Source organism: Bdellovibrio sp., assembly GCF_047637665.1.
Classification (GTDB): domain Bacteria; phylum Bdellovibrionota; class Bdellovibrionia; order Bdellovibrionales; family Bdellovibrionaceae; genus Bdellovibrio.
This window is the reverse complement of record NZ_JBLJBT010000024.1, coordinates 1-20,059: the sequence shown is the minus strand read 5'-3', so window position 1 is coordinate 20,059 and position 20,059 is coordinate 1. Positions and strand designations below refer to the sequence as shown.

Sequence of the window (20,059 nt, the reverse complement as noted above, 5' to 3'; positions counted from 1 at the left end):
GTGATGTGTTCTTCAAACAGTCAGATCAGGTCGCTGGCGAGACAACTCTTGTCCCGGAACTACAAGATCTCGGATCAAGTCTTTAATTTCGTTTTCCGCTAAAGTTTCTTTTTCAAGAAGAAGTTCAGCCCCTTTTTCCAGCAATGACCGATTGGCTTCAAGAATTCTTTTTGTCGTGAGAGTCGCTTCTTCAATCATCTTTTTTATTTCCATATCGATAATGCGAGAACTCTCTTCACTGTACTCACGACGTGGATAGCTGGGATAAGCGCCTTCTAAAAAAGGACTCTGTTGCTGCTCAAAAACCCTATTTCCCAGAGAGGAACTCATTCCATACCTTGTGACCAGCGCCTCTGCGATATTACTGACTTTCACCAGATCATCGGCGGCTCCGGTTGAAATCTCTCCAAAGACAAGACTTTCTGCCACTCGTCCGCCTAAAAGCACCGACATTTTATTCAACAACTCCTGCTTGGTCATCAGATAACGATCCTCTAAAGGGCGCTGAATGGTGTACCCTAAAGAACCAATGCCTCGCGGAATAATGGAAATCTTTTGAACTTTATCAGCACCAGGAAGAGCACACCCCACCAACGCATGACCCATTTCATGATAAGCCACCGTCTTCTTTTCTTTCGGATTTAGAATGCGATTTTTCTTTTCAAGTCCGGCAACGATTCTTTCAATAGCGACCAAAAAATCATCTTCTTCAACAATAGTCGATTTTCTTCGAGTCGCGGCCAAGGCCGACTCATTGACCAGATTTGCCAAGTCTGCGCCGGTAAACCCTGGAGTCAAAGCTGCGATGTGTTCGATGTTTACCTGTTCATGTAGTTTAATTTTCTTAAGATGCACTTTCAAGATCGCTTCTCGCCCGAGCTTGTCAGGTCGATCCACCAACACCTGCCGGTCAAAACGCCCGGCCCGCAAGAGCGCCGGATCCAAGACCTCGGGACGATTGGTCGCAGCTAAAAGGATCACCCCAGATTTTGTATCAAAACCATCAAGCTCGGCCAAAAGTTGATTCAGGGTCTGCTCTTTTTCATCGTGTCCCCCTGAAATCATTCCCGGCGCGCGCATTTTTCCTAAGGCGTCCAGTTCATCGATAAAGATAATACAAGGGGCCTGCTTCCGTGCTTGCTCAAATAGATCGCGAACGCGTGCCGCCCCCACACCAACAAAGAGCTCAACAAACTCGGATCCACTGATCGAAAAAAATGAAACCTTGGCTTCCCCGGCCACGGCTTTGGCTAAAAGAGTTTTCCCCGTTCCTGGAGGACCTATCAGCAAGATCCCCTTCGGCATGCGCGCCCCAAGACGACTGTACTCTTCTGGGTTTTTTAGAAACTCAACGACCTCTTTGAGTTCTTCTTTGGCCTCATCAACCCCCGCGACATCCTCAAACGTCGTTTTGACATCGGTTTCAGCATAAAGTTTGGCGCGGCTTTTCCCCACCGACATCAATCCCCCCACGCCACCTTTGTCGTACATTTTGCGTGCGAAATAAATCCAGATTCCGACAAAAATCAGTGCCGGTAAAACCCAAGACAAAAGATCCCGAAAGATCGTGCTTTCAACCTGTCGAGTATAGCTGACTCCCGAGCCCTCAAGATCTTTGACCAAGTCCGGCTCTAAGCGGGCCGTGATAAATTGCTTTTTTTTATCACTGCGCTCTTCCTTAAAGTCACCCCGGATGTATTTATCCGTGATGACCAGATGATCCACTGCCTTTGTTTTTAGAAGAGTTTGAAATTCACTGTAGGGAATATTCGCAACCTGGGTTGCTTGAATCCAAAGGTTTTGAAACCAAAACGTCGCCAGTAAAATAGCGGCTATCAGAATAAAGTCGTTGATTCTGCCTTTAAACACAAAGACCCCGCTTCCACTTTAGTCAGCATATGCCGCGCGGTCTTTCGTCTCAAACTGTAACTTTGCATTTGCCCGCAAGGGACTACTTAAGGGCTTCCCGAATATAGGCCGAAGCCGCATCCATGAGCCATACCACGATGGCAATCACCACAATGATACATCCGACTTCTCTCCACATCGCCTGGCCTTGATATTGAATCAGCATCGTGCCAATGCCTCCCCCACCTACCAAACCGATGATCGTGGCCATACGAACATTAATATCCCAGCGATAGACTGTGAATGAAATGTAAGGAAGAACAATCTGAGGGACCACGGCAAACCAGATCGTTTGAAGTTTCGTGGCTCCGGTTGCTTGAATCCCTTCAATCGGGCCTTCACTGACGGTCTCGACCATTTCCGAGTACTGTTTTGCCAGCGACGCCACGGAATGAATCATCAAGGCCAACATTCCCGCAAAGGGACCAATCCCCACCCAGACTGAAAATATAATCGCCCAGATCAACGCTTCCACAGAGCGAGTGACATTCAGCACAGTTCGCAAAAGTGTGTAAACGATAAAAGACACTGGTCCCTTCATAATATTCTTGGCACACAGAAAACTGAGCACAAAGGCCAAAGGAATTGCTAAAGCTGTCGCCAGAAAAGCCATAAAAATCGTTTCAATGATATTGTTCACAGCCGCTGGCAATACTTCCCAATTAGGATTGAAAATTCCTTTAAAAAGTCGCATGGCCCCTTGGAAACCATCAATATCCGTAAGTTCCCAAATGGAAAAATTCGTCTTCACGATCGCCACCGCGAAAGTCACTCCGAGGGCCACGGCTATTTGCCAACCCCATACCGTTTTGTACCAAGGAACGGCTGTTTCAAGTTTATTCAAATGACGAGGAGCAAAGAGAACGTCCCCCGCCGTCTTAATCCCCCTGGCTGCAAATAGAGAACTCACGAAAGCCCCTAAAACACAGCCCCCTAAAAATACCAAAGAATTTCGTCCCAACATCAGCATGGCTTCTTCATCGGGTTTGGTGATCACCACCAAAGCCACCACAAACAGCAACGAAAAGACAACGGAGTCAAAGAGCACACGTTTAAAATTAAAAGACATCATGGAAACTCCTAGCTGATGTGAACTTCTTTAGCACCTTGGCCGTAGATGCGTTGAAACCACTCGTCCGTGATATCCTGAGGAGTTCCTTCATAGACGATCTCCCCCGCCTTTAAAGCAATCACACGCGTGGCGTACTGACGGACTAAAGATAAAAAATGAAGATTTGCAATGATCGTAATCCCCAGTTCTTCGTTCACTTTTTTTAAATAATCCATGACGGTATGGCAGGTGGCCGGATCCAACGATGCGACAGGTTCATCCGCCAGCAGAAGTCGAGGGTTTTGCATCAAAGCACGAGCAATAGCGACGCGCTGTTGTTGTCCCCCAGAAAGCTGATCGGCTGGAATAAGGGCCTTATCGGCAATACCCACCAGTTCCAAATATTGCAGGGCCTTCTTTTTATCTTCCTCGGAAAAAAGTCCCAAGATAGAACGCCAAGAACTGAGGTGCCCCAAACTTCCCATTAAAACATTAGACAAAACCGTATGTCGCGGAATCAGATTGAAATGTTGAAATATCATTCCAATATTGCAGCGAATTCGTCGGATGTTTTCACCGTGAAGGGGGGCAATGTCTTGGCCCTCGAAAATAATTTCTCCGGTCGTGGGATCATGAAGGCGATTGATACAACGTAAAAGAGTCGACTTCCCAGAACCCGAAAGTCCAATAACCACAAGAAACTCTCCTTTACGCACAGTGAAGTTCACGTTCTTTAACGCCCTCACTCCGTTGGGATAAGTCTTATCAAGTCCACGCACCTCTAAAATATTTGCCACCTTGAGTTCCTTTTTACTTATTCAACTTTCGTGCTTCCTGGAGCATCTCACGCACGACCGCATAATCAGCGTCCGTCACCGTTTTAAAATCCGTGGCTCCGTAGATGGAATCCAAGGCCTTCTTTCCTTCAGGCGTTGCAACAAAACTCACAAACGCCGCGATGATCTTGGTTTTCATTCCTTCTGAAATATCTTTTCTAAAAACAATCGGATCATTGGGAATGGGTTCGGTCAAAGCGACGATCTTAATCTTCTCTTCAACATCCGGGTATTGATGAAGGACCAAACGGCGGGCATCATCCATCTTCCCATTTACCGGAGGCGTGTAAAAGGTCGCCCCGGCATCCACTTGCCCCTGATAAATCATCGAAATCACCGAATCATGTTTCATCGCGAACACGGTTTTAAAGGGCTTAATGCCTCGGTCACGCAAAGCTTTCAAAGGCAAAAGATACCCAGAGGTGGAGGCCGGATCGACAAAGGCAACACGCTTTCCCTGGAGGTCTTCAATCGTCTTGATGTTGCTATCGGCTTTCGCCAGGATTTGCGATTGATAGTTCGGAGATCCGTATCGCACTACGGTCAGGCGCGCTTCAGCACCATAACGTTCATGGGCCAGAATATAGCCGAACGTATTTAAGGCCGACACATCCGCGCGCTTGGTCCCAAAGGCCTCCACCACCGTGATGTAAGACTGAGGGATCGTCACCGAGAATTTGTACGGCGTGTGCTCCTCCAGATACTTCTTGAGAATCTTCGAATTGTCAGAAAGAACCTTGGCTTCCTGGGAGGGCACAAAATGAAGTTTGATAGGATTTCCTTCGGAGCCCAAAGGCTCCTCTCTTGTGGTGCATGACAACGTGCCAAGCAGAACAACACCAACCAGAAATCCGACGAGACGACTCATAAAACCTCTTCCGTTCAAACTACCTCAACGATAGATATATTCAACGCAAAACATTACGCCAATACAATTAAATTCAAGTTTTCGTTAAGAAGTGGCCTTATCCCCAGCGTAAAGGACCTTCCATCTGGCCCGCCACAAATTGATGAATCAAGGGATCCTTGGAGGCCTCAGTTTCCTGGGGATTTCCCGCCAAAATGACTTGCTGATTGGCGACCAGAGCGATGCGATCTGCCATCTTGTAGGCGCAGATCAAACTGTGCGTCACCATGATGACGGTGGAACGATAGTTCTTTTTTAGTTGTGTGATCAGATCTAGCATAATGTCTGTGTTGATGGGATCCAAGCCGGCCGTGGGGTCATCGTAAAAAACAATCTCTGGATTCAAGGCCAACGAGCGCGCGATGCCCAGGCGCTGCTTCATCCCCCCAGAAAGTTCGTGAGGAAAAAGATTTTGCGCCTCTTCAAGGCCCACATCCCTTAAACAGGAAAGCACTTTCTTTTTGATTTCCTCCTCTGAAAAATCCGTGTGTTCACGCAGAGGAAACGCCACGTTCTCAAAAGATGTCAAAGAATCAAAGAGGGCACTTTTTTGAAACTGCACACCAATTTTTCGGGCGAGCCTTCTTTTTCCTTCGGATTGCAGATTCTGCCAATCCTCGCCCTCACAGAAAACATGCCCTTCAGCAGGCTGAAACAACCCCGCCATGGTCTTTAGCAAAACGGTTTTACCACCGCCACTGGGACCGATGATGACAAAGGTTTCCCCGTGGGAAATCTCGAAGTTGACATCTTTGAGAATCACTTCCCCGCCCAAGACAACCGTGACATGATCAAGCTTCAACGCCGGATGTTCCATAGGGTTCAGCTTACTAACAAAATAAAGAAAGAGAAGCCTCACCTATGCAAAACTGTCAGGGAACTTTTAATTATATCTTTTCATCCCTCACCCGCGAGCGTTTGACTCACTATCAGCTCTTAGCCAATCCGCACTACGAAAAAGAAATTGCCGGAATCAGGCTGACGCATATCTGGTTAGCAACAAAAGCACAGCCCTTTTGTGTAGAATACCGAGAGATCATTGACGAAGACTTGAGTGAAAGTTTTCGAGACAAGTCTTTGGCAGCCCTGTGCCCTGGTTTTCTAGAGCCAGAGCATCTTCATTCAAAGGAGATACCGCCAGTGACTTCTCCTTACCGCCTGAAGGCTCTGCTGATCCAGGAGGACCCGGGCCTAAAAGAACGACTTAAAGATGTTCTATTTCCTTGTGAAATAATTTGGGCGAATCCCGAAAAAGAAATCTTAGATCATCAATTATCTTACAAAAAGATATTTTCGTTTTGGGCACTCATTCTGGAGTGTGAGACGTTAGAGCAAGTTCCCCACAAGGAGGAACTTGTCTATCTTGAGAGTTGGCACCAGCATAAAGTTCTGTGGCTTCAGCAGGAAACCATTTCTTGGGACCTTTTATTTATTGAGGCACAATCACCGCGCGACCGTTGATCTTCCCTTCTTCCAGCTTCTTATAAACTGAGGGCGTTTCCTCTAACTTAAAGTGAGTGACCTCGGCATGAATACGACCCGCTTGGGCCAACGCCAAAACTTCCAGAAGTTCAGCGCGAGCCCCCCAATATGGAGTGCTAACCATGCAACCAAAAGGAAGTGAGAATCCATCCATCACCAACTTCCCACCGCCTAAGCCTACAATCGTAAACTGACTGTTCATGCCAACGATCTTGCTTCCCAGTGTGACGGTCGGCTGAACGCCCACGCAATCTAAAACCAGAGCGGCTTTGCGAGGACCAATAAATTTATTGATCTTTTCTGCCGCCTCGTCCGCATTTTTAGTATTGACGATCAGATCAGCCCCTAGTTTTTTTGCCATCTCCAGACGACTGTCATCAACGTCTCCGGCGACAATACGACATCCCGAAAGACAGCGTAGCAGTTGTACGGCCATATGTCCCAAACCGCCCACACCCAAAACAACCGCCGTCGACTCGGGCGTCAAAAGAGGCAAAGCCCGCTTGATCGCATGATACGGAGTCAACGCCGCATCACTCAACGGAGCTGCATCCTGAGGTTTTAAATTTCCCAAGGGCACTAAAAGTCTTTCTGAGGGCACCAGCATATATTCCGCCATGCCTCCGTCAGACCCCAGTCCTCCACCATAGGATTGACCGGGCTTCCAATTCTCACAGTAGTTTTCAAATGATTGCATGCACGCATGGCAATGCCCGCATCCCCAGGGGCCGTAAATAGCGACAGCGTCTCCTTCTTTCCAACTCTTCACGCCGCTTCCGACAGCAGCGACCCACCCGGCATTTTCGTGTCCCAAGGTAAATGGATGATCGATACCAATTCCTTGATGAAGCACGTGAAGATCCGAGTGACAAACCCCCGCACCTCCGATTTTGACAAGCACCTCGCCCGCTTTAGGTTGCGGCACAGGAAGTTCCACAAGTTGCGCTGCTTTTCCAACTCCAGTAAATCGCACGGCTTTCATCAGACACCTCGCTTTTTTCGAAAGAGATTAAGAAGATTCACGTCTCAGCTCAAGAGACCCTGTCGGAATGCACAGCAATTTTGTCGTGCAAATTTTGGTTTATTCACGGGCTTCCGTAGGGAATTTTCCGAGAACGCATCAAATCCCACCAAGCACTTGGTCTGAAATTTTATGTTATTGTAACGTTTTTTTAATGTCTGCATTTTTCCTCAGATAGCCTTTGTTAACGCACACACAACAGAGCGGAGGAATAATGGTAAAAAACAGGTACCGAAAAAACTTCTTCTCACGTTTCAGCACAGCGCTTCTTAGTCTTTCTCTTTTAACTCTCGGGGCTTGTGGAGATCCCTCTCAACAAGAACTCACCCTCCCCGATGACACCACCCAAGAACAGATTGTCGAGACACCTCCGTATGACACAGAAAAAATAGCGTCTGAAACTCCGGTTGTTGTCGAGAGCACTGAACGGGACGTGATTTTAAAAAATTATGACCACATCGATCCTGAACATGTGGTCCCTTACAAGGCGCTTGAAGACGCTCTGGTTTACTTTCATCAGAATAAAGCGAAGTTTTCAAACTCGGAGTACATCTCTATCATCAATTTTGCGCAAAGCTCTAAAGATAAACGTTTTTATATTATCAATATGAAAACGGGAAAAGTGTGGGCCCTTCGCACCGCTCACGGCAAGGGCTCTGATGCAAATCATGATGGCTATGCGGAAAAGTTCAGTAACGTCTCAGGCTCCAATGCCAGCTCCCTCGGAGTCTATCGAGCTGCGGAAACATATTACGGCAAACATGGGCTCTCCTTAAAACTGGATGGTCTTTCTTCCTCTAACTCCAATGCGCGAAGTCGGGCGATCGTCATTCATGGTGCTTCCTACGTTCAAGAAGCCAACGTCATACAGGGACGCAGTTGGGGATGCCCGGCCGTCTCGATGAACAATCGAGATACCGTGATACAGCTTCTCAAAGGAGGAAGTTTGATTTTCGCCGTGGTCGACAAAGGCGGCACAGAACGTCCAGTCTCGAATCCGGAAACTCCTACAGAACCCAACGACCCTAAAGAGCCCAACGATTCCTATTCCATGCACGCTCTTTCTTGGGAGTCCTCTGCGCGTCCCGAGCGTAAGGCGTGGTCTCAGTATCTCATGAAGTTGGTGATGGAGGATTGGAGTGGCCTTCTCAAAGGCGCTGATGATATCAATCAGTTCTGTCCTCGCTATTACACCTTGAGCAGTCAAGATCGCGCCAACGTGTGGGCTCAGATTTTTGTTGCGATGGCCAAATATGAAAGTGCTTACAATCCGCTGTCCCGGATGCAGGAAACCACCATGGGCACGGATCCTATCACCAAAAAACCGGTCTATTCTGAAGGTCTTTTGCAACTTTCATATCAAGACATTCAAGGCTGGAAGTTTTGCAAGTTCGATTGGGCTAAAGATAAAAACTTAAGCCCCACAGATCCTAAGAAGACCATCCTAGATCCCTACATCAATTTGCATTGTGGTGTCGGCATCATGGCTCGTCAGGTCGCAAACAAAGGAAAAATTATGTTGGGCTCTGGTGCGTACTGGGCTGTTATCAAAACCAATAGCAAGTATCAAAAGATCAGCAGCATCACTTCCATGGTGAAAGCCCTTCCGATCTGTCAGTAAATCCACAGTCCCTCATCTGGCCGGGCTCTTCCCTCTGGGAGTCCGGTCAGAAACTTTTTTTTGAACGAATCCATAGACGAATCGGCGACAACTCTTTTTCGGTAATACCGACAAAATGAGCCTGAATCTTGTAAAAGACCTCAGCCCCGGGAACCTCCTCACAAGAATCTACACGCAAAGGAATTTTCGGTATTCCGATATCTTCAAAAAGAGGTGTACTCAGACGCAATATCTTCCCTAGTGGCAAAGGAACATTGGATTTGATTTTCAATCCCAACTCAGAAACGGACGTGATCTCGGTCTTAATTTCCCAATCCGCCTTATATTGCACGGGAGCTTCGGCAAAATGCACGGACTCTTGTTTCGTCGAGACCAAGAGGTTGCGAATCTTCGCCAACAACAGCTCCGGGTCCAAGGGTTTGACAACATAGTCATTTACGCCTGCCTCGATCCCCTTTTCAATATCACTTTTTTCCCTTTTTCCGGTCAACAGAATCACGGGCACCTTGGCCACCAAGGGGTGCTTTCGAATCGTGCGAGTCAGGGCATAACCATCCCCGCCTCCCGGCATCACCGCGTCGGTAATAACCAAATCAAAAGACTCATGGGCCAAGGTTCGCAGCGCCTCCACCGCGTTCATGCATGGCGTGACGGTATGCCCATCTTTGGTCAACAACGCCTCCAAAGTCAGAAGGACACTTCTTTGATCATCTACAATAAGAATATTTGCCATGTCCTTCTCCTTTCTGATTGCTTTCCTTTTTTAAGCCGTCTGTTTCTGAGAAACGTATTTCTTTAAATCGAGAATGCTTTTTCCAAACTGTTCTTCAATTTGTTCAACAAACATGGAAGCCGCACTGAGCTCTTTAAGCTCTTCCACGGCAGCACAAAGTTCTGAAAGTTTTTTGGCGCCTAAGGCGGCACTGCTGGACTTCAAAGCATGAGCCGCCTCAGCAAGCCCCTGCAAGTCGACGTCATCCAGGGCCTGACGCATGGACTCGATCAAATTAGGCGCGGACTGTTCCAGATCCTCGATCAAGGCTTCGACCAAATTCTGATCGTTCACCACGTAATTTTCAAGTTGCAGTAATGCACTTTCATCAAGCCCTGCCTCGGAGGCCTTCAACCACCGCTGCAGGGTCTCGATCAAATGATTGAGTTCCAGAGGTTTCGCCAAAAAGTCATCCATGCCCGCCGCGAAGTAAACCCCTTTGTCTCCCGGAGCACCATCTGCAGTTAATGCGACGATCGGGGTTCTTTTTCCCGTCTTCTGTTCTTCTTTGCGAATTCGGCGTGTCGCCTCAAAACCATCAAGAACTGGCATCTGACAATCCATCAAAATAAGATCATACTTACCATTCAAACTTTTTTCATAGGCCACAAGGCCGTTGGCGGCCACATCCACCTCGAGTCCCAATTTGCGAAGATAACTTTGGGCCACTCGTTGATTGACGACTTGATCTTCAACTAAAAGGATTGAACCCGTAAAAAGACGCGCAAATTTAACTTCATGCAATCGTGGAACGTCTTGCGCCTGAGCCATCGGTAACGTGACCGTGAACCAGAAGTTAGATCCCAAGCCGACAACACTTTCCAGACCGATCTCGCCGCCCATCAGGTCGACAAGCTGTTTTGAAATCGATAAACCTAAACCCGTTCCGCCAAACTTCATTCCATTTTTGGTCTGGAAGTATTTTTGAAATAAAGAACGACGCTCCTCTTCTTTAAGACCAGGCCCCGTGTCTTTCACTTCAAAACGAATCTGACACTGTCCCTGATGTTCAAGCACCCGAGAAACTTCTAAACTGACAAAACCTTTTTCAGTAAATTTGACGGCATTCCCTACGAGATTCACCAAGATCTGACGAAGACGCCCTTGATCTCCCACGAAGTACCATTGTGGCGAGGTCTCTAATACCGAATGCAGACCGACATTTTTTTCAGCAACGCTGGGGCGGAAGATTTCAATCACATCATGCACCAAGAATTGTAAATCAAAAGGCTGGGGATCTAAACGAACCTTGCCAGCTTCGATCTTTGAATAATCCAAAATATCATTGATGAGCATCAGCAAGGACTCTGCGGATCTCTTCACCGTCCCTACGTATTCCGCTTGTTCTGGATTCAACGAGGTGTCCGCTAACAAAGTCGTCATACCGATCACGCCATTCATCGGCGTGCGAATCTCATGGCTCATCGCCGCCAGAAAATCTGACTTCTTAAGCGAGGCCTCCAAAGCCGCTTCGCGGGCCCTCATCCACTCTTGCTCAACCATTTTGCGACGACTGATATCGCGGAAGACCACCAAGGCTCCAGAGATGCCTCCGTCGATATCATTGAGCGAACGGCTGCTCACGCTGATATAGATTCCTTGTGGATGAGTTTCATTTTGGACAAAAATTTCAAGATCATCGACCTGTTCCCCATGAAGGGCTCGCTGGAAGGGCAGTTGTCGTTGCGTAAAGATTTCACCATTCAGAGGATTAAAAAAACCCAACTCTTCAGCGCTAGCCTCCGAAGAAACTTCCTTTAATCGAGAACCAATGATCTTCTGGGCGGCGGCATTGTAATGGGTGAAATATCCTTGTCGATCAATCACGATCAAAGCTTCACTCATACTATTAAGAATCGTATCCAACAAAATGGACCGCCCCTGAAGAGAGGCCGAGGTCTTTTTTTGTTCGTCCAAACTTTTCTTTTGCCACCAGCGACTTAAAAACGCCACAAAGATCGCCATCGCAAAAATCACCCCAAGAAGTTCATTCCTGTAATTTACAAACGAATCCGCCGAATCCTTTGCAAAGGTACTTTCAACAATCGGCACCAAGGATGCCTGGGCCGGTAAACGCGAGGCCACGAGGCTTCCCTTTTGTCGCTGCACCAAAAGGTCATTCACCGCTTCAAAATGATCACGCAGGGCTTTATTTAATTGAGCGACCTGCTTTTGATGGATTGGCTCTCGGGCCACCAGTTTGGTCAGAGATCCCATTTCATAATTAAGAAGCAGGACCTGCTGATTGTACTCTTGAAGATCTTGTTCCCGACGAGACTTGAGAAACGCTTTTTCGGATTTTTCGGCACGTTCAACAATATTTTTAATCTTCATGACCGAGTCTTTAGCTTCCGGCGAAAGAGAAGCTTGAGATCGCAGGCTCACCAAAAGCGTGGGTTCTTTATAAAGAAAGAAAGCCAGGGCCAAGAAAGCCACAAGACTCACTTCGACACCGAAGCGAGAGATCCAGGATCGGAAAAAAGATGCTGAGTTCATAAGCATCTTTTCGGTTTTTTCATTCTCAGAATGAAAGAATTCGCACGCTTTCTAGACCATAGTCCGGACGCAATCTAAGACGGCCCCAATAGCTTCTTCCCAGTGCGCGCGCAGAGGAGCGCGCAAACGCCCATCGACCAGCTTTTCATGCTGAAATACGAGTACGCTCTTATCTCCTTTGCGGGGCAAGATCCACACCTGCACGGTGGTGCTTTTATTCCAATCCGTCTCTTGCCATGTCAATCGCACTCGTTGACCAGCCCGCAATGTGCGAATTTCTCCGAAGGCGCCCCCCTCTGTCTCAAAAGAGTTTCCAATCCTTAACTGCACTTTGGAAAGAGGCCGCAACCAAAGAGACATGCCCTGTTCAGACGAGATCAACTTCCACAATTTTTTTGCATCGACAGGAAAGGTGCGAGTGACGGTGATTGAATAATCGCCTTTTAAAGTTCTTCCAGGAATCCTTTTGCCAATGAAGATTTCATAGCCAGCAGAAACACCTTGTTGCCACCACATGGATAGTTTGTACTTGCGCCTAAGAAAGTCTGTTATTTGTTTGTGAGTCCATGCGTGGGCGTTAGCCTTATTCAAAATATCGATCCACTGATTCCAACTTTTCCCTGTCGCTTTCAACACAGACTCTGTTGTTACGGTCCCCAGCTTTTCGATCTTTTTGGTCATGGATTAACTACTCTCTTCCTTGAACTCCCAAGGGGGCATAACGAGTATAAATCTTTTCAATTTCAGAATCCAGCCCCTGCTTCCGGCGAAGTTCCTCGGTTTTTGCGATAATGGCTTTTCCAAAGGCCGTCTTTTCACACGAAATAGAGGGGTGCAAGAGTTCAGAATTGTCTTTGATGGGATAAAAAATGAAATCCGAATTGAAAGCCACCTCGAAGGGAAAACCTAAGTACACATCCAGTCGTCCCAGCGCCATCATGCTTTTGAGTTCTTGGGCCGCATTTTTTCTGCGTTTTTGTATAATCTGCGCACCGTGAATCTTCACCAAGCTTTCGTTGATCTTTTTGCCATAATATCTTTCCGTAATCACGCCGACATTGATGTTTTTATCTTTCAACAGCATGTCCAAATCCACGACCCCGGTTTTAGTCATATAGCGAATCAGCTTTGCGTTGCCTCTGCTGGCGATGACTCCCGCGGGAATCCCTTTGAGCAAAGGCGTTCCAAACTCCATAAAGGATTCCCTCTCTGGATTTTTAAGAATCATGAGAGTGCAGGTTCCCCTTTGCTTTTTCATCTGTTCTAAAATTCGTAAAAACGGGACTTCAACAACCTGATGTCTGTATTCGGGCATCCTATGAACCAGAAGGCGATGCACTTCTAAAAGATATCCCGGAGCTTCATGATCATTCGCATTTAAATTCACAGCTCCCGGCGCATCGAAAAACAACCAGTAGATGGTCGCCCCATCCACCTTGCAGGGCGCAGACAAAGAGAAAAAAGAAATACACAAAAGAACAATCCAAGACTTCATGATCCACTCGCAACAACACCGACATGAACCAGTTGAGGCTGCAACACTCTGACAACCTCTTTGGGGGAAAGGGAGACTAAATAGCCTCTCTTGCCACCGTTGATATAGATTTTTTCAAGATCCAAAATCGACTTTTCCATATAGACCGGCATCTTCTTTTTGGTTCCAAAAGGTGATGTCCCACCCACCTGATACCCAGTGTGTCGATCTGCCACCTCGGGCTTACAAGCAGAAATGGTTTTAACTCCCAAATCCCGCGCCAGTTGTTTAGTAGAAACTTGCAGATCTCCATGCATCAAAACAATAAGCGGCTCTTTAGTCTCCGTTTCCATAACCAGTGTTTTGATCACTGAATGTTCGTTGACTCCAAGCTCTCGGGAGGACACTGTCGTTCCGCCTTTTTCTTCATAGTCATAAAGATGGCTTGAGAAGGACACGTTCTCTTTCAAGAGTTGCCTTATGGCCAACGTCATTGGAAATTTATCTTTCTCGGCCATCTGCAAAGCTCCTACTGCCATAACATTAACATTCGAAAAAAAGGTGGGCAATTATTGGTTTTCCACTCCACTCACTTTTGCGCAAAGAGCTTCAAGCAGGGCTCCCGTCGGCTCAATCCTGCGTTTGGATCCAAAAAGGGCGGCGACGTGATTCAAAACGCTTCGGGAATCCCGCCCTCCTATCGGAAAGACTTCGTTTCCCTCGCGATATGTCGGCGTATAACCCACACCAAAAATCTTCGCTTTTTGTGAGCCTTCCTTAGATAGCCCCACATAAGCAACCACCCCCGCTTTTCTTGCCAGCCCATATTGACCCGCTACAAAATTTCCCAATGAATAGCCAATCAGTGTTTCTCGTCCGTCTCGAGTCACATATTTCTGCCAGGGCTGTAGAACATGCGGATGAGATCCCATCACGAGCGAAGCTCCGGCCTCGAGATACTGTTTCGCAAAAGCCTTTTGTTGATCCTCGGGCGTCGACGTGTACTCCCTCCCCCAATGAGGAAGAACCACCAACGCATCCACCTCTGGCCGACTTGATATCTCTTTTATCATCGCCAGAATTCGTTTCGGATTTTTATAACAGAAAAGAACCTGATCTTTCGTGTCGGGATTTCCATTGGTCATCTCTGTACAACCGATAAAAGCAATTTTCATATTCTGCGTTTGCACGATCTGATAGAACGGGGCATTCCTCTCTTGGGAATGCCTTGCTCCCACCACTGGTAAATTCAACTGCCGAGCCGCCAGGATCGTTTTATCAATCCCTAAAGAATACCGATCTAACACGTGATTGTTCGCGACTGTGAGTAGATCATACCCAGATTTTTTTAAATCAGACAAAATGCGTGGATGATAGTTAAAAAGAAAGTTGGTTCCCGAATACACTTCTCCATCATAGACAAAACCAATGTCGCCGCGATCTCGTCCCTGGCGATCCACCCCGAGTGCCGCCGGGCCCTCCAGGTTTCCCACGGAAATATCGGCCTTGTTGATAAGTCCGTCGGTTTTTTTCCAGATCTGCGAAAAATGTTGGGACCCTGCAACCACCGATCGATAAAGGGCTTGATGAATCAGAATGTCACCAACAAAGGATAGCGTGATCAGGTCGTTTCGAGTGTCACAAGAGGTCTCATAGGATAAATCCAATGAGCGAGATTCAAATTCATCTTCCGCAAAGACGGGTTCTATCGACCAAACAATGAGAATAAATAGTATTTTGCTTCTCATGTTCTCATTCTTCGAAAATCAGAACAGCAATTCAATTTACGAAGAAGAAAATGCGTTAATACAGCTCCGCGCTTTTTTTAATACGCCTTGCATACTTCAAAAAAAGATTCTCTTCTCCAAGAATTTTCACAAGTCTTTCTTCCGCGTCCTTCGGATCCAGGTCCAGTGACTTTAGCCATAGATCCTCAAATAAATTTTGTGTCGCGGCCATATTCAGAGACGGAAAACTCGAGTCCTCCACCTCCCCGAACCCCACGATATAAAGAAAATTCCAAAGAGGTTTCAGCGCACGATTATAATGACTTTCCATGATACGTCCCTGCCAGCCCAAATTTTCTTTGATGATCTTTGTCGATTGAGGAGAGTCCAGCAAAAAACTATCCAACGCCTCTTGTGAGGGCCTTGGCAAACTCACCTCTCCCTGAGACGATCCCAGATATGCCAAAATGTTCACGAACACCTCTTTGGAAAAGAAGGTCGCCCGTCCCCGAAACCACTTGGCATAAATGACTTCCCTGCTGCGGGACAGCTCTTCTCGCAGAACCCACATCTCAGCGACGCGGTTGTCTCCTTCTTGATCCCACTCCCAGCGCATCTTCGTGCGCGGATAAAGTTCAGACCAAAGGCTCGCGGGCTCTTTGCGATTCTCCAAGGGATAAACCAAAAGACAGCCCTTGCTTTGGATCGCCTGAATCATCTTTTTCTTTTTTTGTTGAGAGCTCATGACTCTAAATTCTAACGCCTACTCTTCTTCAGAATCAAATTTAAGATCCAAGAAATCCAACAAGGTAGACTCTTCCTCTTTAGGAAGGTCTGGCGCCACACGGTTGAGGATGCGGCGCTGGCGAGCCATAACATAGATGGAAGGGCGATCAATTCGGAACTTTCGAGGATTGGGTAACACCGCTGCAATCAATGAGGCCTGATGCGGAGTCAGATTTTTAGCACTTCTCTTAAAATACTTTTGCGCCGCCGCCTCAACACCATAGACCCCGGACCCAAGCTCAATCACGTTCAAATAGACTTCCAGAATTCTTTCTTTGGGCCAAACAAACTCGATCAAGACCGTGAAGTAAGCTTCAAAGCCCTTCCGAATCCAATCACGATGAGGCCAAAGAAACACATTCTTTGCCGTCTGCTGACTGATCGTACTCGCTCCTTTTTTTCGTTTATGAGTCTGATTGTATTTCATCGCCTTTTGAATGGCCTCATAGTCAAACCCGTTGTGATCAAAGAAGCGATAGTCCTCCGCCTTCAGCACCGCCCGCTGCATGGCCGGAGAAATCTCTTCCAAAGGAACCCAATCCTTATGAATCCCGACGGATTGTTCAGACCACAATGACTCCACAGAGCGTATCACCATTAAAGGAGTCAATGGCACCGGAACAAAACGATAAAACAAAACAAAGCCCAAGCTGCTAACAAAAAAAAGCAGCACAGCTTGCAAAATCCATTTTCGAATCATCGCCCCACGCTTGGTCATCTAAAAAAGTTCCTATGGACCGATTTCTATCATATTTTTTAACGCAGTACCAAGAACACTGATACTCCCAAGACACATTGTTTAAAAGAAAGGCAGCGGAGTCATCCTGCCACCAACCCACCTGGCCCACCCCTTGCTATAGGCCTTACCAGGTGACAGATGTCACCGCTTCCTTGGGGAAGGAAGATGTAAGGGGGGATTTATGCAGCGAGGCTTCGCGCATCTTTTGGGACTACTTCTATTTATGACAAGTCAACTTTCTGAAGCACAAACGCCGCCGGGAGTTCGCATTCAGAATATTCAAGCTGTTGGCAGTGGGTGCCCTGTGGGCTCTTACAGCGCCACGATCTCTCCAGAAGGACAGACCTTTTCTCTTCTGTTAGACAATTTCATCGCCGAATCGACAATGCAAAATCCGATTGCGCGCCTTATGTGCGAATTAAAAGTCAGCTTTTGGGTTCCTCGCGGATGGACCTTTGCTCTTTTGGCGGCGGACTATCGTGGATTTGCCTATGCCGAGCGAGGCAGTGTGGTTTCCCATCAAGCTCTTTACTCATTTGACGGAAGCAAACCTCGAAATGAAAAACCCGGCTATGAAAATGGCGGAACTTATTCTTTTAGAAAGCAAGACTTCAACGGCCCTTACAACGACAATTACTACATTCATCATGACATCGATCCTCGCGTAGCGGCTTGGGCGCCGTGCAGTTCGAACGAAAGCCAAACGCTTTTCTTAACGACATTTTTAATGGCCCGCAATCTGAATACGTCGTCCTTAATCACGTCCCAAATCACCTTGGACAGCATCGACGGTCAGGTGCAGTCTCAGAAATATAAGCTTGTGTGGAAAACCTGCAGTGCCTCAGGAGGTGTTCGTCCTCCCGCACCAGATCCCGGCAATCCACGTCCTGCTCCGCCTAATCCTGGGCGTCCACCACGATACCCAGATTCAGGTCGTCGCTAATTTTTAAACTTAAAACCAACTTAAATAAAAAACCAAAAGGGGGAACTATGAAATCCAAACTCTTATTAACTCTTGCCGGACTCTTATCGATTGTCAGTCTTAAAGCAGAAGCTCAAGCGATTCGTTTAGGGCAACCCGCCTACGGAGGCACCGGGTGTCCTGCAGGATCAGCCAGTGTCACTTTGAGTCCCGATCAGCAAGCTCTGAGTATTCTCTTTGATAACTATGTCGCGGAGGCTGGTGGCGGCCGGCGCGTGGACAGAAAGTCATGCAATATCTCAGTACCCGTTGAAGTTCCATCGGGGTACAGCGTGGCGGTGTTCCAAGTCGACTATCGCGGATTTAACTCAGTTCCTCGTGGGGCCCTCTCACGTTTTGATGCGGAATACTTTTGGGCCGGCGCCCGAGGTCCTCGTATTTCAAGAACCTTCGCAGGTCCTTTGAGTGACGTCTACACTGTGACTGACAACTTAATTGCAAGTACTATGGTCTGGACACCTTGTGGCGCCAGTGTGAACCTTCGCGTGAACACTTCCATGATGGCTCAGACAAACACTCGCAACGAACAAACTTTGGCGACGGTGGACAGCGCCGATATCTCCTCTGGTCTGGTTTACCATCTGCAATGGAGACGTTGCCGTTAATTTGATTTCCGGCAGGGTTTCCTCGGGCAAAAGTAGATGTTTTCCAGCAAAAAATGCGTTAACATCAAGCTTTGCAGATAAACAGGAGCCCTGCCGATGACAAAATCAGCACACCACCTCAACGCCCTCCAAGTGCGCCAAGCCCTTTGGGCCCTTCAAAAAGAAGTTTTAAATTCTCTTAAAGAAGAATTTGATCGCGAAAACGGATACGCCGCCGCCCCTACAGAATGGTTTCAAGTTCTTATGACCGCGGAAAGATACGTCTGGTTGCGTGAACTCACGTCCCTTATGGCCGATATTGATATTCTTACCGAACTTGATTTCATCACCGACCAACACGCGGGCATTGCACGTTTTGAAATTGAACGTCTATTATTTGATCAAGATTCCTCTGAGTCTTTCAACAATAACTACCGCGATCTGTTGATGTCGGGCACGTCCTTGCTTCCCCTTCACTCTCAACTGCGCGCCAGCCTGCAAAATCTGCCGAAGGCAGAAACCAGCAAAGATCAGTCTCATGCCGAAAGAAAAAGCTGGCACGAGGAACACCGTCACCAGTCCAGAAAAAAAAGAAACTAGAGTTCTTGAAAAGCCTGAAGAAAGACTTCTTTGGGCTGAGCTCCCGAAATTCCCACTTCACGGTTGAGAATAAAAAATGGGACACCACTCACGCCCAAGTCATAAGCATCGGTGATCAAAGTTTGAACTTCTTCTTGGCCCTGGGGTCCCCTCAAGAAAGCCTCCACTTTGGTTTCGTCATATCCCTGTGATGCCATCACCTTTTTTAAATTGGAAAGCTGCGAAAGATCCACGCCTTGAACATAGTAGGCGTCATAGAGAGCATTGGTGACCTCAAGCTGTTTCCCATCATGCCCCGCCCACCAGATAAGACGATGACAATCACGTGTGTTAATGTGCATCTGTATTTTCTCAAATTGAATTTCCATACCAGAGTTTTGGGCGGCTTTAAGAACCATGGCTTCCGCCGCTTGAAATCTTTCAGAACTGCCAAATTTATTTTTTAAATACTGGGAACGTGAAACTCCCTCAGATGGTGTTGTTGGGTCTAGTTGAAAGGGAAGAAAGCGAACCTCGATGTCAAAGCGTTCACGACATTCGGCAACCGCATCTAAAAAGTTTTTCTTTCCAACAAAACACCATGGGCAGACGATATCGACAACGGCCTCAACAACAATCTTCTTTTTCATAACAATACCTCGATGAAAGAGTATACTGAACATTATGAATTTCCGCCATCACCTCGAAGAAGCGCTTCGCATCAATCCCGCCCCTTCACCGTGGCCCCGGATGTTCGTATCGGCTTTTGCGACAGCCGTTCCCCTCATCGTCGGCGTATTAACTCATCAACTGCCTTTGTCTATTTTCGGAGCTCTGGTCGGATTTCTTCTGGTCTTGAATGACCACCTGGGCACCTTAGGGCACCGCCTGTGGGTGATCACTCTCACATTCATGATTCTCTTGCTGGGACTTTTTATCGGAGTCACGGTTCACTCCCATCGCTCTCTGCTGGTGCCCATTCTCTTTGCCCTCACATATTGGATGGGCCTTATGGGAGGTCAAGGCGCGGAATTAGAAAGAGCTATTCTGTTCGGGGTTTTTCAAATTCTAGCAGGAGCCTACACTCAATCTTT

20 protein-coding genes and 1 pseudogene are annotated in these 20,059 nt (G+C 47.3%); 6 read left to right on the top strand and 15 right to left on the bottom strand.

Annotated features, from left to right (window positions below; genetic code table 11):
* Positions 1-12: 12 nt before the first annotated feature.
* The 5 genes from ftsH to ACM64D_RS07585 all read right to left on the bottom strand — a co-directional run bounded on the left by ftsH (position 13) and on the right by ACM64D_RS07585 (position 5,561).
* Positions 13-1,869: an ATP-dependent zinc metalloprotease FtsH gene (gene ftsH, locus ACM64D_RS07605; RefSeq protein ID WP_415062599.1), complete on the bottom strand. Its 1,857-nt coding sequence runs from the start codon at positions 1,867-1,869 to the stop codon at positions 13-15.
* 82 nt (positions 1,870-1,951) lie between these two features.
* A complete protein-coding gene (phnE, locus tag ACM64D_RS07600) occupies positions 1,952-2,980 on the bottom strand; it encodes a phosphonate ABC transporter, permease protein PhnE (protein ID WP_415062598.1) in 1,029 nt (342 codons plus the stop codon).
* A gap of 8 nt (positions 2,981-2,988) precedes the next feature.
* A complete protein-coding gene (gene phnC, locus ACM64D_RS07595; protein ID WP_415062666.1) occupies positions 2,989-3,747 on the bottom strand; it encodes a phosphonate ABC transporter ATP-binding protein in 759 nt (252 codons plus the stop codon).
* Positions 3,748-3,769: 22 nt separating this feature from the next.
* Positions 3,770-4,663 (bottom strand): phosphate/phosphite/phosphonate ABC transporter substrate-binding protein, encoded by an 894-nt coding sequence (locus tag ACM64D_RS07590; RefSeq protein WP_415062597.1) that lies wholly within the window; start codon positions 4,661-4,663, stop codon positions 3,770-3,772.
* A 97-nt stretch (positions 4,664-4,760) separates the two neighbouring features.
* The gene (locus ACM64D_RS07585) at positions 4,761-5,561 is read right to left on the bottom strand and encodes an ABC transporter ATP-binding protein (protein ID WP_415062596.1); all 801 of its coding nucleotides are present in this window, start codon (positions 5,559-5,561) and stop codon (positions 4,761-4,763) included.
* Positions 5,562-5,563: 2 nt separating this feature from the next.
* On the opposite strand from ACM64D_RS07585, the gene ACM64D_RS07580 reads away from it, so the two are divergent.
* Positions 5,564-6,163 carry a hypothetical protein gene (locus ACM64D_RS07580; protein ID WP_415062595.1) on the top strand — a complete coding sequence of 200 codons (600 nt, stop codon included), beginning with the start codon at positions 5,564-5,566 and terminating at the stop codon, positions 6,161-6,163.
* Here the strand turns inward: ACM64D_RS07580 and ACM64D_RS07575 are convergent.
* The gene (locus ACM64D_RS07575; protein WP_415062594.1) at positions 6,132-7,166 is read right to left on the bottom strand and encodes an NAD(P)-dependent alcohol dehydrogenase; all 1,035 of its coding nucleotides are present in this window, start codon (positions 7,164-7,166) and stop codon (positions 6,132-6,134) included. The genes ACM64D_RS07580 and ACM64D_RS07575 overlap by 32 nt on opposite strands.
* 253 nt (positions 7,167-7,419) lie before the next feature.
* Here ACM64D_RS07575 and ACM64D_RS07570 point away from each other — a divergent pair, with 253 nt between their 5' ends.
* Positions 7,420-8,826, top strand: coding sequence for a murein L,D-transpeptidase catalytic domain family protein (locus tag ACM64D_RS07570; protein ID WP_415062593.1), 1,407 nt, complete (start codon positions 7,420-7,422; stop codon positions 8,824-8,826).
* Between the two features lie 46 nt (positions 8,827-8,872).
* On the opposite strand, the gene ACM64D_RS07565 is transcribed toward ACM64D_RS07570, so the two are convergent.
* The 8 genes from ACM64D_RS07565 to mtgA are packed head-to-tail and all read right to left on the bottom strand — an operon-like array spanning position 8,873 to position 16,799.
* Positions 8,873-9,559: a response regulator transcription factor gene (locus ACM64D_RS07565; RefSeq protein ID WP_415062592.1), complete on the bottom strand. Its 687-nt coding sequence runs from the start codon at positions 9,557-9,559 to the stop codon at positions 8,873-8,875.
* A gap of 30 nt (positions 9,560-9,589) precedes the next feature.
* Complete coding sequence (locus ACM64D_RS07560; RefSeq protein WP_415062591.1) at positions 9,590-12,094, bottom strand: ATP-binding protein; 2,505 nt, start codon at positions 12,092-12,094, stop codon at positions 9,590-9,592.
* Positions 12,095-12,145: 51 nt separating this feature from the next.
* A complete protein-coding gene (locus tag ACM64D_RS07555) occupies positions 12,146-12,775 on the bottom strand; it encodes an SRPBCC family protein (protein WP_415062590.1) in 630 nt (209 codons plus the stop codon).
* A 7-nt stretch (positions 12,776-12,782) separates the two neighbouring features.
* A complete protein-coding gene (locus tag ACM64D_RS07550; protein WP_415062589.1) occupies positions 12,783-13,589 on the bottom strand; it encodes a hypothetical protein in 807 nt (268 codons plus the stop codon).
* On the bottom strand, positions 13,586-14,086 hold the full coding sequence (gene ybaK, locus ACM64D_RS07545; protein ID WP_415062665.1) for a Cys-tRNA(Pro) deacylase: 501 nt from the start codon (positions 14,084-14,086) through the stop codon (positions 13,586-13,588). Before ybaK ends, ACM64D_RS07550 begins: the two co-directional genes overlap by 4 nt.
* A gap of 51 nt (positions 14,087-14,137) precedes the next feature.
* On the bottom strand, positions 14,138-15,316 hold the full coding sequence (locus ACM64D_RS07540) for a CapA family protein (RefSeq protein ID WP_415062588.1): 1,179 nt from the start codon (positions 15,314-15,316) through the stop codon (positions 14,138-14,140).
* A 55-nt stretch (positions 15,317-15,371) separates the two neighbouring features.
* Entirely contained in the window at positions 15,372-16,040 is a 669-nt protein-coding gene (locus tag ACM64D_RS07535) for a hypothetical protein (protein ID WP_415062587.1), read from the bottom strand.
* Between the two features lie 18 nt (positions 16,041-16,058).
* The gene (mtgA, locus tag ACM64D_RS07530) at positions 16,059-16,799 is read right to left on the bottom strand and encodes a monofunctional biosynthetic peptidoglycan transglycosylase (RefSeq protein ID WP_415062586.1); all 741 of its coding nucleotides are present in this window, start codon (positions 16,797-16,799) and stop codon (positions 16,059-16,061) included.
* Positions 16,800-17,001: 202 nt separating this feature from the next.
* On the opposite strand from mtgA, the gene ACM64D_RS07525 reads away from it, so the two are divergent.
* The 3 genes from ACM64D_RS07525 to ACM64D_RS07515 all read left to right on the top strand — a co-directional run bounded on the left by ACM64D_RS07525 (position 17,002) and on the right by ACM64D_RS07515 (position 18,986).
* Entirely contained in the window at positions 17,002-17,763 is a 762-nt protein-coding gene (locus ACM64D_RS07525; protein WP_415062585.1) for a DUF4360 domain-containing protein, read from the top strand.
* Positions 17,764-17,810: 47 nt separating this feature from the next.
* Positions 17,811-18,407 carry a DUF4360 domain-containing protein gene (locus ACM64D_RS07520; RefSeq protein WP_415062584.1) on the top strand — a complete coding sequence of 199 codons (597 nt, stop codon included), beginning with the start codon at positions 17,811-17,813 and terminating at the stop codon, positions 18,405-18,407.
* Between the two features lie 96 nt (positions 18,408-18,503).
* A complete protein-coding gene (locus ACM64D_RS07515) occupies positions 18,504-18,986 on the top strand; it encodes a hypothetical protein (protein ID WP_415062583.1) in 483 nt (160 codons plus the stop codon).
* On the opposite strand, the gene ACM64D_RS07510 is transcribed toward ACM64D_RS07515, so the two are convergent.
* On the bottom strand, positions 18,983-19,615 hold the full coding sequence (locus tag ACM64D_RS07510; RefSeq protein ID WP_415062582.1) for a DsbA family oxidoreductase: 633 nt from the start codon (positions 19,613-19,615) through the stop codon (positions 18,983-18,985). The genes ACM64D_RS07515 and ACM64D_RS07510 overlap by 4 nt on opposite strands.
* A 34-nt stretch (positions 19,616-19,649) precedes the next feature.
* On the opposite strand from ACM64D_RS07510, the pseudogene ACM64D_RS07505 reads away from it, so the two are divergent.
* Positions 19,650-20,059: pseudogene (locus ACM64D_RS07505) on the top strand (FUSC family protein); the annotation flags it as partial.

What these genes read in the sequence shown, in the direction of transcription:
- phnE (WP_415062598.1), bottom strand. Translation starts at nt 2,980, where the DNA reads ATGATGTCTTTTAATTTTAAACGTGTGCTCTTTGACTCCGTTGTCTTT.
- ACM64D_RS07590 (WP_415062597.1), bottom strand. Translation starts at nt 4,663, where the DNA reads ATGAGTCGTCTCGTCGGATTTCTGGTTGGTGTTGTTCTGCTTGGCACG.
- ACM64D_RS07580 (WP_415062595.1), top strand. Translation starts at nt 5,564, where the DNA reads ATGCAAAACTGTCAGGGAACTTTTAATTATATCTTTTCATCCCTCACC.
- ACM64D_RS07575 (WP_415062594.1), bottom strand. Translation starts at nt 7,166, where the DNA reads ATGAAAGCCGTGCGATTTACTGGAGTTGGAAAAGCAGCGCAACTTGTG.
- ACM64D_RS07570 (WP_415062593.1), top strand. Translation starts at nt 7,420, where the DNA reads ATGGTAAAAAACAGGTACCGAAAAAACTTCTTCTCACGTTTCAGCACA.
- ACM64D_RS07565 (WP_415062592.1), bottom strand. Translation starts at nt 9,559, where the DNA reads ATGGCAAATATTCTTATTGTAGATGATCAAAGAAGTGTCCTTCTGACT.
- ACM64D_RS07560 (WP_415062591.1), bottom strand. Translation starts at nt 12,094, where the DNA reads ATGAACTCAGCATCTTTTTTCCGATCCTGGATCTCTCGCTTCGGTGTC.
- ACM64D_RS07555 (WP_415062590.1), bottom strand. Translation starts at nt 12,775, where the DNA reads ATGACCAAAAAGATCGAAAAGCTGGGGACCGTAACAACAGAGTCTGTG.
- ACM64D_RS07550 (WP_415062589.1), bottom strand. Translation starts at nt 13,589, where the DNA reads ATGAAGTCTTGGATTGTTCTTTTGTGTATTTCTTTTTTCTCTTTGTCT.
- ybaK (WP_415062665.1), bottom strand. Translation starts at nt 14,086, where the DNA reads ATGGCCGAGAAAGATAAATTTCCAATGACGTTGGCCATAAGGCAACTC.
- ACM64D_RS07540 (WP_415062588.1), bottom strand. Translation starts at nt 15,316, where the DNA reads ATGAGAAGCAAAATACTATTTATTCTCATTGTTTGGTCGATAGAACCC.
- ACM64D_RS07535 (WP_415062587.1), bottom strand. Translation starts at nt 16,040, where the DNA reads ATGAGCTCTCAACAAAAAAAGAAAAAGATGATTCAGGCGATCCAAAGC.
- mtgA (WP_415062586.1), bottom strand. Translation starts at nt 16,799, where the DNA reads ATGACCAAGCGTGGGGCGATGATTCGAAAATGGATTTTGCAAGCTGTG.
- ACM64D_RS07525 (WP_415062585.1), top strand. Translation starts at nt 17,002, where the DNA reads ATGCAGCGAGGCTTCGCGCATCTTTTGGGACTACTTCTATTTATGACA.
- ACM64D_RS07520 (WP_415062584.1), top strand. Translation starts at nt 17,811, where the DNA reads ATGAAATCCAAACTCTTATTAACTCTTGCCGGACTCTTATCGATTGTC.
- ACM64D_RS07515 (WP_415062583.1), top strand. Translation starts at nt 18,504, where the DNA reads ATGACAAAATCAGCACACCACCTCAACGCCCTCCAAGTGCGCCAAGCC.
- ACM64D_RS07510 (WP_415062582.1), bottom strand. Translation starts at nt 19,615, where the DNA reads ATGAAAAAGAAGATTGTTGTTGAGGCCGTTGTCGATATCGTCTGCCCA.